The sequence below is a fragment of the Knoellia sp. 3-2P3 genome (assembly GCF_029223115.1).
Taxonomy (GTDB): Bacteria; Actinomycetota; Actinomycetes; order Actinomycetales; family Dermatophilaceae; genus Pedococcus_A.
Map to the genome: position 1 here is coordinate 413,094 of NZ_JARGZE010000003.1, position 14,199 is coordinate 427,292.

The 14,199-nt window shown below is 68.7% G+C and carries 13 protein-coding genes; 2 read left to right on the plus strand and 11 right to left on the minus strand.

Annotation, left to right across the window (positions count from 1 at the left end; all coding sequences use genetic code 11):
- Positions 1–33 precede the first annotated feature (33 nt).
- The 4 genes from P0Y31_RS12070 to P0Y31_RS12085 all read right to left on the minus strand — a co-directional run bounded on the left by P0Y31_RS12070 (position 34) and on the right by P0Y31_RS12085 (position 3,732).
- Entirely contained in the window at positions 34–1,260 is a 1,227-nt protein-coding gene (locus tag P0Y31_RS12070; RefSeq protein ID WP_275869659.1) for a crosslink repair DNA glycosylase YcaQ family protein, read from the minus strand.
- Positions 1,257–1,955, minus strand: coding sequence for a response regulator transcription factor (locus P0Y31_RS12075; RefSeq protein ID WP_275809695.1), 699 nt, complete (start codon positions 1,953–1,955; stop codon positions 1,257–1,259). Before P0Y31_RS12075 ends, P0Y31_RS12070 begins: the two co-directional genes overlap by 4 nt.
- Before the next feature lie 105 nt (positions 1,956–2,060).
- A complete protein-coding gene (raiA, locus tag P0Y31_RS12080; protein WP_275869660.1) occupies positions 2,061–2,732 on the minus strand; it encodes a ribosome-associated translation inhibitor RaiA in 672 nt (223 codons plus the stop codon).
- Between the two features lie 226 nt (positions 2,733–2,958).
- Entirely contained in the window at positions 2,959–3,732 is a 774-nt protein-coding gene (locus tag P0Y31_RS12085; RefSeq protein WP_275869662.1) for a phosphoribosyltransferase family protein, read from the minus strand.
- 177 nt (positions 3,733–3,909) lie between these two features.
- Here P0Y31_RS12085 and P0Y31_RS12090 point away from each other — a divergent pair, with 177 nt between their 5' ends.
- Both P0Y31_RS12090 and P0Y31_RS12095 read left to right on the plus strand, forming a co-directional pair.
- Positions 3,910–5,532, plus strand: a complete 1,623-nt coding sequence (locus P0Y31_RS12090; RefSeq protein WP_275869664.1) for a histidine kinase — start codon at positions 3,910–3,912, stop codon at positions 5,530–5,532.
- The gene (locus tag P0Y31_RS12095; RefSeq protein WP_275809707.1) at positions 5,529–6,179 is read left to right on the plus strand and encodes a response regulator transcription factor; all 651 of its coding nucleotides are present in this window, start codon (positions 5,529–5,531) and stop codon (positions 6,177–6,179) included. The genes P0Y31_RS12090 and P0Y31_RS12095 overlap by 4 nt, the downstream gene beginning before the upstream one ends.
- Before the next feature lie 34 nt (positions 6,180–6,213).
- Here P0Y31_RS12095 and P0Y31_RS12100 read toward each other — a convergent pair whose 3' ends face one another.
- From P0Y31_RS12100 to P0Y31_RS12130, 7 genes are read right to left on the minus strand one after another with little or no spacing between them, the layout of a single operon-like run.
- Positions 6,214–7,137: a type II secretion system F family protein gene (locus tag P0Y31_RS12100; protein ID WP_275869857.1), complete on the minus strand. Its 924-nt coding sequence runs from the start codon at positions 7,135–7,137 to the stop codon at positions 6,214–6,216.
- Positions 7,137–9,143: a type II secretion system F family protein gene (locus P0Y31_RS12105; protein WP_275869666.1), complete on the minus strand. Its 2,007-nt coding sequence runs from the start codon at positions 9,141–9,143 to the stop codon at positions 7,137–7,139. Before P0Y31_RS12105 ends, P0Y31_RS12100 begins: the two co-directional genes overlap by 1 nt.
- On the minus strand, positions 9,143–10,504 hold the full coding sequence (locus tag P0Y31_RS12110; RefSeq protein ID WP_275869668.1) for a CpaF family protein: 1,362 nt from the start codon (positions 10,502–10,504) through the stop codon (positions 9,143–9,145). Before P0Y31_RS12110 ends, P0Y31_RS12105 begins: the two co-directional genes overlap by 1 nt.
- Positions 10,501–11,694: an AAA family ATPase gene (locus P0Y31_RS12115; RefSeq protein ID WP_275869670.1), complete on the minus strand. Its 1,194-nt coding sequence runs from the start codon at positions 11,692–11,694 to the stop codon at positions 10,501–10,503. Before P0Y31_RS12115 ends, P0Y31_RS12110 begins: the two co-directional genes overlap by 4 nt.
- Complete coding sequence (locus P0Y31_RS12120) at positions 11,691–12,485, minus strand: RcpC/CpaB family pilus assembly protein (RefSeq protein WP_275869672.1); 795 nt, start codon at positions 12,483–12,485, stop codon at positions 11,691–11,693. The genes P0Y31_RS12115 and P0Y31_RS12120 overlap by 4 nt, the downstream gene beginning before the upstream one ends.
- A gap of 15 nt (positions 12,486–12,500) precedes the next feature.
- Positions 12,501–13,808, minus strand: a complete 1,308-nt coding sequence (locus tag P0Y31_RS12125) for a Tad domain-containing protein (RefSeq protein ID WP_275869673.1) — start codon at positions 13,806–13,808, stop codon at positions 12,501–12,503.
- Positions 13,796–14,185, minus strand: coding sequence for a TadE/TadG family type IV pilus assembly protein (locus tag P0Y31_RS12130; protein WP_275869674.1), 390 nt, complete (start codon positions 14,183–14,185; stop codon positions 13,796–13,798). Before P0Y31_RS12130 ends, P0Y31_RS12125 begins: the two co-directional genes overlap by 13 nt.
- Positions 14,186–14,199 lie beyond the last annotated feature (14 nt).

Sequence of the window (14,199 nt, forward strand, 5' to 3'; positions counted from 1 at the left end):
TCCGGCCAATGAGCGGCAGGATCCCGCCGTTCGTCAGCCGACGGAGCCCAGGCCCAGCCAGCCGGCCATCGAGGCGAGCTCCTCCTCGAGCGCCGGCCGGGCCTCCGGCGGGGCGTCCGGCTCCCAGTGCACCGCGTGCACGCGCAAAAGCCCGGCCGCCCGGTCGGCCTTGAGGTCGCAGCGGGCGACCAGGCGCTCGCCGAAGACGAACGGCAGCACGTAGTAGCCGTGCACCCTGAGGTGGGCCGGCACGTAGATCTCGAGGCGGTAGGCGAAGTCGAACAGCGCGGCGGTGCGGTCGCGCTGCCAGATCAGCGAGTCGAACGGGCTCAGCAGGGCCCGCGCGGTCACGCGTCGCGGCCGGCGGGCTTCCGGGTGCAGGTATGCCGGGCGCGCCCACCCCTCGATGGTGGCGGGCAGGAGGGCGCCCTCCTCGACGAGGGAGGCGATGGCGGGCCGGGCCTGCTCCGGCTTGAGCCGGAAGTAGTCGCGCAGGCACTGCTCGGTGCCGACGCCGTGCGCGCGGGCGGCGATCAGGACCAGCTCGCGCCAGGCCTGCTCGTGCGTCGGTCGCAAGGACGGGTCGAGGGCCAGGGGCGCGACGTCACGGGGCAGCACGCGCCCCAGCGCGGCATACCGGCGCTCGAACTGCTGGGTGCGGCCGGCGCTGGTGATCTGACCCGACCAGAACAGGTGCTCGAGGGCGTTCTTGACCAGCGACCAGTTCCAGCCCCACTCGTCGCGCTCACGGGGAAGGTCGTGCTCCAGGGCGACCTCCACCTGCCGGGAGGTCAGCGGGCCCCGGGCGGCGACCTCGCCGAGCACCGCGTCGACGAGCTCGGGGTGGTCACGCGCGACCCGCTGCATGCCGCCCCACGAGTCGTCGAGCGCCCGCTGCATGCGGAAGTCGAGCAGCGGCCAGGTCTGCGGCGGGATGAGGCTGGCCTCGTGCGCCCAGTACTCAACGAGCCTGCGCGGCGCCCGGTCGCGCGCACGCTCGAGCAGGGCGCGGTCGTAGGGCCCGAGGCGGGAGTAGAACGGCAGGTAGTGGCTGCGGACGAGGACGTTGACGCTGTCGATCTGGACGACACCGACCCGGTCGATGACGCGCTGGAGGTGGCGCATCGTGACCGAGCCCGGGGCAGGGCGGGGGTCGGCGAAGCCCTGGGCCGCGAGCGCGATGCGCCGAGCCTGGGCCTTGGTCAGGCGGACCGGCTCGGGGGCCGACGGTGCAGCGGTGAGGCGTCCGGCAGCCGTCATTCTTCGGGGTCGAGCAGGTTCTCGCGCACGGCATACATGGCCGCCTCCATGCGCGAGTGGAGCTGGAGCTTCTCCAGGATGTTGCGGACGTGGTTCTTCACGGTGTTCTCGGAGATAAAGAGCTGGTGCGCGATCTCCTTGTTGGCCATCCCGCGCGCCACGAGCTTGAGCACCTCGAGCTCGCGCTCGGTGAGCCGCGGGGCGCCCACGGTGGTGGGGCGGTCGGGGCTCTTCTTGCTCATCTGCGCGAACTCGGCCAGCAGCTTGGAGGCCATCGACGGGGAGATCAGCGAGTCGCCGCCCATGACCGCCTTGATGCCGGCGGCGATCTCCTCGCCGGGCACGTCCTTGAGCAGGTAGCCGTTGGCCCCGGCCTTGACGGCCTCGTAGAGGTCGGACTCCTCGTCCGACATCGTCAGCATGATGATCTTGGTGGACGGGACCTGGCTCTTGATCGCGGCGCAGGCCTCGATGCCCGACACGCGCGGCATCCGCACGTCCATGAGCACGACATCGGGCAGCATCTCGACGGTGCGGTCGATGGCCTCCTGGCCGTCGCTCGCCTCGCCGATGATGTCGATGTCCTCCTCCTGGGTGACGACCGTCTGGAGACCGCGCCGGTACAACACGTGGTCGTCGGCGATCACCACCCGGATGGGCTCCTGCGCCGTCTGCGCGCTCTCCCCTGCGTTCACGCTGCACATCCTGTCATGCGTGAGCGGCGGCACCTGCCCTTTTCAGCTGACCTGTCCTGGCATGAGCGCAGGTCACCGGGGCAGGCGCCGCCGCTCAACGGGTGGTCAGCTCACCTTCTCCATCTCGTCCAGCGGCGCTGCCAGCGGCTGCCCGTGGCGGTCCACGTCGAGGTGGATGACGCCGTAGGACCAGCCGCGGCGGCGGTAGACGACGCTCGGCTTGTCGGTGTCGCTGTCGTGGAAGAGGTAGAAGTCGTGTCCGACGAGCTCCATCTCGTTCACGGCCTGGTCCAGCGTCATCGGTGTGGTGGCGTGCACCTTCTCGCGCACCTCGATGGGTGAGTTCCCCTGGGCCCCGAAGGGCTCGTGCTCCTCCGTCTCACCCTCGTGGGCGTGCTCCCCACTCACGCCGTTGAGCGAGGACGCGAGGCGCGCTGTCGCCTGGGCCACCGACTCCGGGGCGTGGCGGCCTCGATGGACCCTGCGCTTGTCGTGGGCCCGCCTCAGCCGCTCCATGAGCTTGTCCATGGCCAGGTCGAGTGCGGCGTACTTGTCGTCCAGACAGGCCTCGGCCCGCACGATGGGGCCCTTCACATGACAGGTGATCTCGATGCGGTCGCAGGCCTTGGCCTGGCGCTTGTTCGGCTCGTGGGTCACGACCACGTCGACGCGCTGCGCCCGCGGCGCGAGCTGCGGGATCTTGGCCAGCTTCTCGTCGAGGTGGGACCTGAACCGATCGGAAACCTGCATGTTGCGTCCGGTGACGACAATCTCCACAGTGTCCTCCTTGGGGGATTCGTGGGGTGCATGAGACGGGCCTGCGAAGCCCTCGTCAACCGCGGCACCACTCCCCTCGCCGGCTCCGCCGGCCGCCCGCTCCCCGGGCCGGGACGCCGCCGGAGGAGTGCCGGGGGCGCCCTGTCGTCGTGTTCTCCACGAGGACCGGGGGGGCCATACAGAGAAGGTAGTCGACGTCCCCGCATTCCGACAGTGGACGAATGGCCTATACCGGGGTGGGTTTGTGGTGATAAGCGCGGGCACCCCTGCGCGGCGTCGCGCAGATGGCGGCGGCGACGACCTCCCGGGCGCCGTCGCGCCGCAGCGCACGAGCCGCCTCGACCAGGGTGGCGCCCGTGGTCAGGACGTCGTCGGCGACCACGCAGACGGCGCCGGCGACGCTGGGGCTCCAGCGCGCCCGCACCTCGATGGCCTGCTCGAGGTTGGCCCGACGCTGCTTGGCCGTCAGCCCGGCCTGGTCGGCGACACGGCGTCGCAGCCTCAGCGCGTCGGCGCAGAGCACCTCCGTCTGCTCGTACCCCGCGACGGCGCCGCGCACGAGCCCGAGCAGTGGGGCGTCACCGCGCCGCCGCCTGGCCTGCCGTGATGTTGGAGCCGGGACGACCAGCACCGGCCCGTTGCCCCGCGCCAGCGTCGCCCGCGCGGCCGACCCGCGGATCGCGGCATCGACCGCCGCAGCGAGAAGCGGGGCCAGCAGGGCGGCCAGGTCGCGGCGGTCGTCGTCCTTGTATGCCGTGACGAGGTGCCCGAGCGCGCCGCCGTAGGGCGCGCTCCCCCAGACCCGGGGCATGCCCTCCGGGCAGGGGCGCGGACGGACCATCCGCGGACCATCGACCCACACGGCCGCGCTGACCGCGGCCCGGCACGCACGGCACACGGGCTCGTCAGCGGCACCGCAGGAGGCGCAGCCGGCGGGCAGGGCGAGCGCAGCGAGGGTGCCCAGCGCGGTGGCGCACTCGTGGACGAACCGGCCTCGCATGCCGCAAGACTGGACGTCGTCGCGATTCCCGCGTTGCGGTGGCCCGGGCGTTGTGGGCGGGGATACGCTGCCCGAGGTACCTGTGGACAAATCCCGGCCAAAGACCGGAACCGCAGGACACCGCGATCCGATAGGGCGAAAATGGCAGGCGCCGGGGTGCACAGAGCGGAGGTTGGCATGCGCTGGTTGCCGCGGCTGTCGATGGCCACGCTCATCCGGATCGGCTTCGCCCTGGCAGCCCTGACCGTCGCGGCCCTGCGCGGCGACGTCGCCGAGGCCCTCCCCTGGGTGCTGCTGGTCACGACCCTGGACCTGGTGGCCACCATGCTGCTCGCCCCCAAGCCGCCGACGCGCACCAGGCGGATCCAGGGCCTGGCCGTGATCAGCATCGAGGCCCTCGCCGCCGGGGCGGCCATGGCGTACGGCGGGGTGGGGCCCAAGGCCCTCATCGTGATCCCCGCCTTCAACATCGGCCTGAACTACCGGCCGCGCTGGGTGCTGTGGATCGTCGGTCTCGGCGCCGGCACGGGGTTCGCCATCCTCTGGGCCACCGGCAAGCTCAGCGACGGAGCGAGCAGCCGCATGCTTCTGTGGATCCTCGGGGCGGCCCTCATCGGCCTGCTCGGCGCGCTGTCTCGGCAGATGGAGGCGCAGGCCGCGTCGGCGTCGGTGTCGGTCGACCCCTCGCTCGCCGCCGAGGCCAGCATGCTGCTGCGGCGGCTCCACGAGCTGGCCGACTCCCTCGACACCGGCTTCGACGCCCCGGCCTCGGCGGAGATGGCGCTGCAGGACCTCGCCGGCCGCACGCGCTCGGCGCGCAGCGCGATCCTCGTGGGCTACGGCGATGACCCGGCCGTGCCGCTGGCCATCCGCGGAGCCGACCGCACGCCGTGGCCGGACCCGACCGAGCCCGGATCGGTGCTGTGGCACGCCTGGCACGAGGGCGACCCGACGCTGTCGGTGTGGGACGGCGACTACGTCGAGCGGTCGGTGATCTCGGTGCCGATGTACGACGAGACCGGAGAGCGGCTGGGGGTGCTGGTGGCAGACCGGCCGGCGATGACTCCCTTCTCCGAGGACGACCTCACAGCAGCGGTCGAGGTGGCCGCGGCCCACTCCGCCCACATCGACCTGTCGGTGGTCTTCGCCAGCCTGCGCGAGCGGGCCGGGCTCGAGGAGCGCGAGCGACTGGCCCGGGAGATGCACGACGGAATCGCGCAGGAGATGGTGGCGCTCGGCTTCGGCCTCGACTCCGTACGCAGGCGGGCACGCGACCTCGAGTCGCCGCTCGCCGACGACCTCGACTCGCTGCGCAAGGAGGTCTCGCGGGTGCTCGCCGACCTGCGCCTGCACATCGCGGACCTGCGCATCGCCGTGCGGCCCGACACGGGCCTGGGCGCCATGATCGGCGCCCGGCTGCAGAACTTCGGCTCGGCCACGGGCATGACGACCCGCATGCACCTCTCCGAGACCGGGTTCCGGCTGCCGGCGCACACCGAGGTGCTGATCTACCGCCTGTTCCTCCAAGTGCTGACCGATGCCCGGCACGCTGCCGACACGACGTCGATGGACGTGCGCCTCAACGTGGCCGCCCCCCGCGCCGAGCTCTGGGTCTCGCACAACGGCACCTCCACCCTGAGGCGCAAGGACTTCGCCGAGCACCCGCTGCGGGCTCTCGGTGCCGAGATCACCGTCGACCCGTATGGTGAGCGCGGTGTCTCCGTCCGCATGAGAATGCGGGCACGCGGCGCGGCTCCTTCCGCGACGCTGTCACACGAAAGGATCCCTCAGCCGTCATGAGCATCAACGTGATGGTGATCGACGACCACACACTGGTCCGAGAAGCCGTCTGCCGCATGATTGACAGCGAGCCCGATCTCCACGTCGTGGGACAGGCAGGTTCGCTCACCGAGGGCCGTGTGCTGCTCCAGCAGCAGCCCTTCCACGTGCTCGTGATCGACGTGTCGATGCCGGACGGCTCTGGCCTGACGCTGGCTCGCGCGGCGCGCGAGGCGTCGCCGCGCCTCGGGATCGTCGTGCTGACCATGCACAACGACGACGAGACGCTGCTCGAGGCGCTCGACCTGGGGGCCTCTGCCCTGGTGCTGAAGTCGGCACCCTCGGAGGAGGTCATCGCCGCGGTGCGTCGCGCCGCTGTCGCGCCGGACGCCTTCATGGCCACCGGCCTGGCGGAGGCGCTGCGCCGGCGGTCGTCGTCGGACAAGCCGAAGCTGACTCCGCGCGAGACCGAGGTGCTCGACCGGCTCGTGGCCGGTGACTCCATCGCCGCCGTGGCCAAGAAGCTCTACATGAGCGAGTCGACCGTCAAGACCCACGTCTCGAAGGTCTACGAGAAGCTCGGGGCCCACAACCGGGCGTCCGCCGTGATGGCGGCGCTGCGGCTGGGACTGGTGAAGCCGGAGTCAGCGAGCAACCTGCCCCGCTGACCCCGGCTTCATTCCGCTGCGGCCCCCGGCCGCGTCACATTCCCGAGAACGTGTCGACCATGCGGATGGCGCCCGGCCCGATGATGACGATGAACAGCGCCGGGAAGATGAAGAGCAGCATCGGAAAGAGGATCTTGACCGGCACCTTCTGCGCCTTCTCCTCCGCGCGCTGACGACGGACCAGCCGCATCTGTCCGGACTGCTCACGCAGCACGTTGGCGATGGGGAGGCCAAGTCGATCCGCCTGCACGAGTGCGCTGACAAAATTCTTCGCCTCGGGCACTGTCGTCCGCGCCGCGAGCGAGCTGAACGCCTCGCCGCGAGACTTGCCGATCTGGATCTCCGACAGCACACGAGCGAACTCGCCGGCTACGGGGCCGTCAACCGCACGGGCGACCTGTAGCAGTGCCGCGTCGAACCCCTGCCCTGCCTCCACGCAGACGGTCATCATGTCCAGCGAGTCGGCCAGACCGAGCCGGAGCTCCTCCTGCCGCTTCAAACCCAAGTTGTAGAGCAGAAGGTCGGGGACGTAGAAGCCCGCGGCAGCACCGGCCAAGGCAAAGAGGAGACCCTTGATGCTCAGGCCGCCCAGGACCATTCCAACCACAGCACCGACGAGTAGTCCTGCACCCTTGAAGCCCATGATCTTCTCGGCGGTCCAGTTCCCCGGGTTGCCGGCCAGGTCCAGGAGCCGAGTCATCCGGTCGGAGGCTCCGGCAGGCGACAGCTTGAAGGCCAGACCCCGTGTGCGCAGGAGCATCGGCTGCACCAGCCGCTCCGACATGGGCATGTCCTGCTTGCTGACCTCATGCGGGTCGACCGTCTGCTCGATGATCGCCAGCGATCGTGCCACGCCCGTCGTCTGGCCGGCCCCCCAAGCTGCCGCGAGAACGACCGTGGCCAGCGCCAGCCCGATCGAGGCGATTCCCAGGAGCAGGAGAAGGTTTGATCCCATCATCACACCTGCACATCCACGACTTTGCGCATCCAGAGCGTTCCGATCACTAGGGAGACCACTCCGGCGCCCATCATGGCCAGGCCCATCGGTCTGGTCCAGAGAAGCTCGATGTACTCCCGGTTGGTCTGCATGGTGTAGAGGAAGATGCCGATGGGCAGCCCGATCAGAATGTAGGCGGAGAGCTTGCCCTCAGCCGACAGCGCCTTCACATGCCGGTGCAAGGACTCTCGCTCCCGGAGGGTCTTGGCCGTGGTCTTCAGGGTCTCCGCCAGGTTGCCACCCACCGTGCGCTGGATCTGGATGGCCATGGACGCCCACTTCATGTTGGTGCTGCCCATCCGCTCGGCCATGCGCTCCAGGGACTCACTGATGTCTGCCCCGATGCGGGTCTCAGCGAGGGCACGGGAGAACTCCTTGGCCGCCGGCTCGGCTGCATCCTTGGCCACCGCGTCGAGGGCCTGGAGCAGCGAGAACCCTGTGGAGAGGCTGCTGGCGACCAGGTTCAACACGTCGGGAAGCTGTGCCTCGAACTTCTTGCAGCGCCGCTTGGCGAGGAATCGCAGGATGGCTGCGGGAAGCAGATAGCCGAGGACGCTTCCGATCACGAGGGCGAAGATGGTCATGCCCAGCCCACCACGGAAGAGAATGAGGGCTGCTGCGATCCCCACGACCACTGCAACGAGGCGCAACACCCACCACTCCCCCGCCCGCAGGGGCAGGTCGGCACGCTCCATGAGAGCCATGGTCTTGCTGGTGGACTCGCGGCCATCCATGACCTTGTCGCCGAGGTTGACGAGACCGCTGGAAATCGCCTGTGGCTTGACCGACTTGGCCTTGTCCGCGACAAGCGTGGCTCCGGGCGTGACATAGCGCTCGATGCCCTCGACTCGACGCTTGCGGTTGGAGGTGAACAAGGGCGCAGCCAACGCAACGCCAAGTCCGAGGAGCCCAAGGCCCGTCGCGAGGAGGGCGAGCAGCAGCTGAGGCGGCAGCCCATCCTGACGCGGAGCCGCAGGGATGACCGTGCTCTCCTCGTCGTCTGGCGCGAGCGTCGCAGTCTGGCTGGGCACGGGTGTCGTGGCAACCGGAGCAGCCCCGAAGTCCACGGTGGACTGCGCCTGGAACGGGCGTCCGTTCGCCTTGCCACTGACCGTCACCACCTGCTTCGACCGCACCGCGGCGTCAGGCGTGAAGCTGATCGTGACCTGCGAGTCGAGGGCTTTCGCTGCAGCCCGGAAGGCCTGACGAACGGCCTCTTCGTTGCCGGCCGCAGCCACACTCCCCCCGCCAGCGGCCGCGAAGCCCTTCAGGACCGTGTTGTCGCTGTCGTCGGTCTTGAAGCCGATGACCTCAGCGCGAACACCGTTGCGCTGCAGCGCTGCTGTGGCACTGGCCCTGGTGGCCTTGGTGCTGCGCGTGTCCCCACCGTCGCTCAGAAGCAGCAGGCTCCGCTCGTCATAGCCCGCGAGGCCGGCGGCAGCCAGAGCCACCCCGTCGTAGAGAGTGGTCTCGCCCCGGGACCGAAGCGCGTTGACGGCCTTCTGCACCCTCGCGCGGTCCTTGGTCGGAGGCACGTCCACACCTGCGGTCGCGGCAAAGGAGACCAGCCCCACTGCGACGTCCGTGGGAACGTTGGTGAGGAACTCAGAGACCGAGCTTCGCACGGTGGCCATGCCGGCCTCGCCCATGGATCCGCTCGTGTCGACCACGAGCATGGTGGCCCGCTTGGCCTGGGCGACCGGTCGGACCGTGACCGGGTACGTCTTGCCCTGAACACTCGCCCTGAGTGAGGAGGAGTCGATGGACGACGACGACTGGCCCGCTCGAACTGTCAGGACCCCCGTGAACGTTCCCTTGTCCAGCTTAGTGGAGCTGATCGAAGCAGCGCCCCCTTCCGCGGCGGCCGCCGTTCCCGAGGTGGTGACCGCGACGCCAAGTAGGGCAGCGGTCAGCGCAAGACCCGAGCGCCTCAGCCTGAGGAGAAGTCCCTCTCGGTTGGTCGTCACTACACCCCCCGCACGAAGAGGTTCGGCGGGAGCTCGATGCCCTGGTCGTGCAGCTCCTCAGCGAACTTGGGACGCAAACCGGTGCTGACGAGGGACCCTCGGAAGCGTCCATTCTCGTCGCGGCCAGCGCTGTAGTTGAAGGTGAAGATGTCCTGCATGGTGATGACCTCACCCTCCATGCCCGCCACCTCGGAGATGGCCACCACACGTCGAGATCCGTCCTTCAGACGCGCCTGCTGGATGACGAGATCGACGGCACCGGCAACCTGCTCGCGAATTGCTCGCACAGGAAGGTCGACACCGGCCATGAGGACCAGGGTCTCGAGACGAGAAAGGCTGTCCCGGGGGCTGTTGGCGTGCACCGTGGTGATCGAGCCGTCGTGACCCGTGTTCATGGCCTGCAGCATGTCGAGGGCGGCACCGTCACGGATCTCACCGACGACGATGCGGTCGGGTCGCATACGCAGCGAGTTCTTGACGAGGTCGCGAATTGCGATCTGTCCCTTGCCCTCGATGTTCGCCGGACGTGACTCGAGCCGGAGTACGTGGTCCTGGTGGAGCTGGAGCTCGGCCGCGTCCTCGATGGTGACGATGCGCTCGTCCTCGGGAATGAAGGAGGAGATCACGTTGAGGAGCGTCGTCTTTCCGGATCCGGTTCCACCGGAGATGATGATGTTCCGACGACCTCGCACGCAGGCGATCAGGAAGTCACGGACCTGCACACTGAAGGTACCGAAGGCGATGAGGTCCTTGTCGGTGAACGGGTCCGTCGAGAACTTTCGGATGGTCAGCATGGACCCGTCGAGCGCGATGGGCGGGATGACCGCATTGACTCGGGACCCATCGGGAAGGCGCGCATCCACCAACGGGCTGGCCTCGTCGATGCGCCGGCCGACACGCCCCACGATCTTGTCGATCGTCCGTCGCAAATGTGCGTCGCTGCTGAAGTGCGTGTCGACCGAGTAGATCTTGCCGGCGCGCTCGACGTAGATCTTGTCGGGGCCGTTGACCATGATCTCGCTGATCTCACTGTCGCGGAGCAGCGGTTCGAGCGGGCCGTGACCCAGGATCTCGTCGGCCACCTCCTGCGCGATGCGGGTCCGATCCGCAAGGGAGAGCGGTGTCTCCTCGGAGTCGATGACCTCCTGAAGGGTGTGGCGAACCCTCGTCTCGAGCTCACCCTGGTCCAGGTGGGGGTCGTAGAGCTGAGGCCCCAACGAGTCGAGCAGCGCCTGATGGACGCTCGCCTTGACGGCTGCAAACGGGTCCACGATGCGTGCGCGCTCGGGCGCCGCATGGGCGCTGTCTCCGACGGGCTGCTGCGCGCGTCGCACATTCTCAAGCCGATCCGCAAGGCTCATCGGCGGCCTCCCCAGCTCAGGATGCGGCGGCGCGTGTGCTCGTCAGAGCCACGACGTTCCCGGACGTCAGAACGCGAGACGTTACCCACCGGCTTCACGAAGCCCTCGGCGAGCTCGCGGATGGCGATGCTCACGGGGTGCTTCGGCTCGTCGAGGACGATCGGCACGCCACGGTTCACCGAGGCAGGAACCGCCGTGCTGTTGGGCACCATGACTGCGATGTCCTGCTTGATGACCGCGACCACGTCCTCACTGCGCAGCCCGACCTTGGCATCGGAACGGTTGAGCACGATGACCCGGTCCTCCCGAGGGCTCCCGAGGAGGTCCAACGTGTCGAGCGTGAGCCGTAGGTTCTTGACCGCGGGGATGTCCAGCGTGGCGATCAGCACGAGCAGGTCGCTGTTGTCGAAGGCCGCGAGCACATGCTCGGTGAAGGCCGGCGGCGTGTCGACGACGATGAAGTCGTAGCTGCGCTTGGCGACCTTAAGGAGCTCGCCGATGATCTGCCCGGGGATGCGGTCCGCGTCGCTCGGCTCTGCGGGCGCGCAGGCGGCGTCGAGACCACTCTCGTGGCGCGTGACCACCGACTGCAGACCCTGCTCATCGAGGTGTCCGGCCATCTGCACCAGGTCGATGATCGAGTTCTGCGGCAGCATCTGGAGGCTGATGCCCACGTCCCCGAACGCCAAGTCGAGGTCGACCAGCAGGACGCGGGCTCCTGTCGAAGCCAGGTAGCAGCCCAGGTTGGTCGAGAAGGTCGTCTTGCCGACGCCGCCCTTGGCCGAGAAGACCGTGACGACCTTCCCCTCCTGCACCGCATGGTCGTGCTGACCTGCCATCTTCTGGGACAGCTCGCGGCTGCGACGCACGGCGTCGGCCAGACCGGTGAGATCGTCCGCAGTGATGACCTCACGCACCCCCGCCCGCAGGGCCTGGCCCAGGACGGCGACGTCGAGACGGCGGCGCAGGAGGATGACGCCCACATCCGCCCTGAGCACGCGAACCGCTTCCGACAGGTCGCACGCGCTCTGCATGTCGATGTCTGGACCGATGAGCACGAGGTTCTCGCGCGGAGAGTCCTCAAGTCCGCGCATCAGGGCGACGTGGCTGTCGATCCTGTGGATGTCTCCGCCGACCGCGTAGTTGAAGCGCTCGGCTGCCGCGGCGTCGTTGTCCCAGAGGAGCGTCATTTGCCGACTCCGGAAAGGTCGAAGAGGTTCAGGTCGTCGATGCGCGGAACGCCTGCCATCTTCACGTCGGCGCCTCGGAGCGCTGCGTACAGCTGACCGGTGTTGATGCCGTGGACGAGCCTGGCGGCGTCCTTCGGCGACACGGCGACGGTGACCAGGAAGCTGGGCGCGGCGGCGGGTGCTGCCTCACCCTCCTTGGGAGTCGTGTTCTGGCCCGGTGTCAGAGCGGTGTTCCCCATGGCGATGACCAGGACGTCCTCGAGCAGGACGCTGGTGCCTTGGACCCCCGCCTCGTTGAGGGTCTTGGACTTCTCGTCATCGCCGATGGCCTTGATCTTGTAGCTGTCGAAGATGGCGAGGTGCGTCCCGGGCGTGACGAACGTTCCCACGCGAGCGGGGTCGGACAGTTGCACCGAGACGGCAACCATCCCCGCCGGGACCTCGATCGCCTTGGTCCCCACCGGCGTCGTGCCGAAGCGACCGGAAAGAACGTATTCGCCGGGCTGGATGTCCGTGAGGGCGAGGAGTGAGCTGTTGCTGTCGGTCACGCGCTGCAGCGCCCCCATGGGAAGGCCCTTTGACGCCACCGATGTCTTGACGATGGCCCCTGAGCGGATGGCGTCCTTGAGCATGGTGCCCGAGGAGACCGCCTTCGTTGCCACGTACACGTCGGCAGGCTGCTGTGCCGCAACGGCACGTGTGTCTGCACCGCGCGCGTACACCAGCACCGCTGCGACACCGACCACGGCAACGACCGCCGCGACGAGGATTGCGAGAACTCTGCGTCCCATGCTTTTGCTTCTTCCTTATCCTGCGGGCTGGATGGCGTAGGTGCCGAAACCATTGGTCACTGGGGGGCCGGCGACGGGACGGTCCCTGAGGACACCCTCGAGCAACCAGCCGGAGATGCAGCGGTCACCGCCACTGCACGGCACGACCCCGCTGACGAGACTGGCACGCTCCTGCGAGCCGCCGGTCTTGTAGCCGCTGAGGTAGAACTTGGCCCAGCCGGCGACGTGGTACCAGGTGTTGTTGCCGTTGCCCTCGGTGCAGTCGGCCGGCAGCGGGTTCACGACGCCCGGGTTGCCGTGGGAGGTGATCGTGCAGTCGAAGACGGGCAAGTAGATGACGGTGCCTACCAGGGAGCTCAGGTCGCAGCCGGCGGAGTTGTTACCCGTGTCGACCCGGATCCAGTCGCCTTCCCCCAGCACGGCGTTGCAGCCGCCCGCGCTGAGGTAGCCGAAGCCTCCCGGCACGTCGTGGCCGTTCCAGTTGTAACAGGACGACGCAACACCGTGGGACTGCAGGTAGATCTTGATCTCCTGCCCCACCAGGGGTGCCGCCGGTGGCGTCGTTGCCGCGGCCGGCCACGCCGGCTGCCCGGCTCCGCCATAACCAGGCGCGGTACCGACCGGGTCGGTGTAGTAGGAGGCGCCGTTGTTCGTGTTGGCGCGCCACTCGCACATGGAGAACGTGATGGGAGCGCTCGATGCGCCGCCCGGGGCACCGTAGGCTGCCCGTCCGCACGCGGCGACACGGTTCCCCGAGTCGGACGCTCCCCCAGCAATGGTCTGTGCGATCCACTTGGGCAGAAGGGTGCTGCCGTCGGCCTCCTTGGACAGCGTGTGCACCTCGACGTACGGGATGGCAGGGTTGGCCGCCACACCGGAGGGCAACGGAGCGCAGTCCGCAAGCGTGCTGGTCGGGGCGTTGCAGGCGACCAGGCTGCCGACGGCCCGACCACACACACCAGCCAGACCTCCGGCGGGCGCCGCGTATGTCGTCGGATCGAAGCCGGCAGCGGAGTCCCTGTAGCTGTTCACGTTGTTCAGGCCGGTGAGCATGGTCTGCGTTGTGCCCGATGTCGTCGTGCAGGCAGAGGGGTCGGTGGCGCACGTCTGTGCCAGCGCCAGCGCGGCGGAGTCTGCGCCGTTCTGGAGCTGGCGACGCTCCCACAGCAAGGACCCGACGTCGATGGACAGCGCCGCGAACCCCAGAATGACCCCACCGCCGAGCAAGATCGCAACGATCGACGCCGCTGCGCCGCGCTCACGCCGACGCAGCTCGAGCGGTGTGCAACGGCGAAGTCGCCGCATCAGGGTCAGGCCACGCATCGCATGCTCGCTGTCGCTGTGAGGTTCGGAGCGGGGATGTTGCCGCCGACGAGCTGCGGCACGACATTGAGCATCAACCAGCCGAAGCCCGTCGCCGTGACAGTCACGGTGCCTGAGTCGGTGGGAGCCGGAGAAGCTGGGCACGCGGTCGGAGTGATCGTGAGGTTGGTTGCCGGAACGACCATCGGCGATATCCCCCCTGACGCCAGTCTGACGCGGTCTTGAACCTGGGTTGTCGAGTACCCGCTCACCGACACCATTCGAGCGCCTTCGCGCGCGGCGTTGCTGATAATGATCTGCCCGTAGAGGGCCCTGCCGAGGTCGACGATGCCGCCCAGCACAAGCAACAGCACGGGGAGGATGATCGCCATCTCCACCGCAGACGCTCCGC

Excerpts from the sequence above, each read along its gene's own strand:
- P0Y31_RS12085 (WP_275869662.1), bottom strand. The coding sequence starts at position 3,732 with ATGCGAGGCCGGTTCGTCCACGAGTGCGCCACCGCGCTGGGCACCCTC.
- P0Y31_RS12110 (WP_275869668.1), bottom strand. The coding sequence starts at position 10,504 with ATGAGCCTTGCGGATCGGCTTGAGAATGTGCGACGCGCGCAGCAGCCC.
- P0Y31_RS12070 (WP_275869659.1), bottom strand. The coding sequence starts at position 1,260 with ATGACGGCTGCCGGACGCCTCACCGCTGCACCGTCGGCCCCCGAGCCG.
- P0Y31_RS12120 (WP_275869672.1), bottom strand. The coding sequence starts at position 12,485 with ATGGGACGCAGAGTTCTCGCAATCCTCGTCGCGGCGGTCGTTGCCGTG.
- P0Y31_RS12115 (WP_275869670.1), bottom strand. The coding sequence starts at position 11,694 with ATGACGCTCCTCTGGGACAACGACGCCGCGGCAGCCGAGCGCTTCAAC.
- P0Y31_RS12095 (WP_275809707.1), top strand. The coding sequence starts at position 5,529 with ATGAGCATCAACGTGATGGTGATCGACGACCACACACTGGTCCGAGAA.
- P0Y31_RS12125 (WP_275869673.1), bottom strand. The coding sequence starts at position 13,808 with ATGCGTGGCCTGACCCTGATGCGGCGACTTCGCCGTTGCACACCGCTC.
- P0Y31_RS12090 (WP_275869664.1), top strand. The coding sequence starts at position 3,910 with ATGCGCTGGTTGCCGCGGCTGTCGATGGCCACGCTCATCCGGATCGGC.
- P0Y31_RS12100 (WP_275869857.1), bottom strand. The coding sequence starts at position 7,137 with ATGATGGGATCAAACCTTCTCCTGCTCCTGGGAATCGCCTCGATCGGG.